Here is a 1792-nt window from a genome sequence, read left to right on the forward strand (position 1 = left end):
CGATTAGAACCACGTTTAAAAGAACTGTATGAACAACATAAAATAAGAGCGCAGAAGATAGACTGGGGTTATCATGAGTTTTTACCATGGGATAAGGGAATGGACTTTAAAAGAATTCCTTGGGATGAAAGTCAAGTTACTCTTCCTTCTGGTGTAATTACGGCCATTGAAACAGCTTTATTAACAGAAGTGAATTTACCATGGTTTACAACGTATTTATCTGCGACTTTTAAAGGGTCCCTTTCTGTTATTACAGACTTTATTCATACTTGGACTTCAGAAGAGGATCAACATTCGAATTTATTGGAGACATATTTACTACTCACTCGAAGTGTGAATCCCAAACGATTACATGAATTAAGAAAGTCAGTCGTTGAGGGGGGATTTGAGCCCGATTTTCACACACCAATCGAAGCAATGACGTATACGACGCTACAAGAACTTGCAACGATGGTGTTTTACAATAATGTAGCTAAGGTTGCAAGTAAGCATGATCCAGATCTTGCTACATTATTACGCCGTCTTGCAAAAGATGAAACTCTTCATTATGCGTTTTATCGAGATGTGATTCGAACACATTTGGAATTGGAACCTAATTATTGCTATCATATTGCCAATGTAATTAGAAATTTTAAAATGCCAGGTGCTGTCATGCCTGATTTTGAAAATAGAATGGCTGTGATTGCAAAAGAAGCGAACTATGGGCCACTACAATATTTTGATCAAGTACTTGATGTAGTGGTTGATTATTGGGGGTTAAAAGACTTACGACCAATTGCACCTCTAGCTGAAAAAGCAAGAATTGAGATTTTGGAGTACTATACAAGATTGAAAAAAATACGGGATCGATTTGGTCGTTTTCAAGGGAAAACTGATCTACGTTAATGAGTAGAGGTTTCAGAATATGCGCGGGGAAATCCCCCTTCCCTTTATTGGAAATCTGACACGCTCCCTATTGTTTTGGTGCTGTTTTTATTTAATTTGATTTTTAAAGAAAAAGTAGTTGACACTAAAAATAAATTTATGATATTATAAAATATTTGATAAAAAATCACATATATGTTAAGGTTAAGAAGGTTACCATATATGGAGGTGGATTATATGTTTCAAATTGGCGATAACATTGTTTATCCAATGCACGGAGCAGGTATAATTGAAGCCATAGAAGAAAAAGAATTCTCAGGGAAAAAACAACAATATTATGTGATAAAAATGTCAATCAGTAATATGCAAGTCATGATTCCTATGGGTAAAATATTAAGTTCGAGTATACGCCCAGTTACTGATATACTTGCATTAAAACACATTATACACATTTTTCAGCATGGAGAATCAGATAAATTACTGCCGTGGAAACAAAGGTATAAAGTGAACACGGACAAAATAAAAACGGGTGAAATACAAGAAGGTGCTGAAGTTGTACGTGATTTAATGCGTATGAAGAAAGAAAAGGCACTTAATACAAGCGAAAAAAAAATGTTGGATAACGCACATGAATTTTTGATTAGTGAACTAGGATTAATTAAAGGGATCACTGAAAATCAAATAAAAAGTTTCTGTTAAGGTTCATTATAGATAATGTATTACATCCCCCGAAAATATCCTGAATTTTTCGGGAATATGATTATTATTAAAAGTAAATCATTTCAAAGACATTCAACTTCTTCAACTCACTTTTAGAGTAGAAACCTCTTTTGTTATTACTTCAATCTAATCCATTTTTATTTTTACATTTCTTTTACGAACGTTCGAAGTATCATCAAATAACTCGATCAAATAGTCACTTGATTTT

General features: G+C 33.6%; 2 protein-coding genes. Both read left to right on the forward strand.

Annotated elements, in window-relative coordinates:
- Nucleotides 1–885, forward strand: an 885-nt coding sequence (locus JDS96_RS30305) for an acyl-ACP desaturase (protein WP_199669072.1), incomplete at its 5' end; no start/stop codon positions are given.
- A gap of 216 nt (nucleotides 886–1101) precedes the next feature.
- A complete protein-coding gene (locus tag JDS96_RS30310) occupies nucleotides 1102–1563 on the forward strand; it encodes a CarD family transcriptional regulator (protein ID WP_016079014.1) in 462 nt (153 codons plus the stop codon).
- Nucleotides 1564–1792: the final 229 nt, after the last annotated feature.

The sequence above is a fragment of the Bacillus cereus group sp. N21 genome, assembly GCF_016483395.1.
Classification (GTDB): Bacteria; Bacillota; Bacilli; order Bacillales; family Bacillaceae_G; genus Bacillus_A; species Bacillus_A pseudomycoides.

Excerpts from the sequence above, each read along its gene's own strand:
- JDS96_RS30310 (WP_016079014.1), top strand. The coding sequence starts at position 1,102 with ATGTTTCAAATTGGCGATAACATTGTTTATCCAATGCACGGAGCAGGT.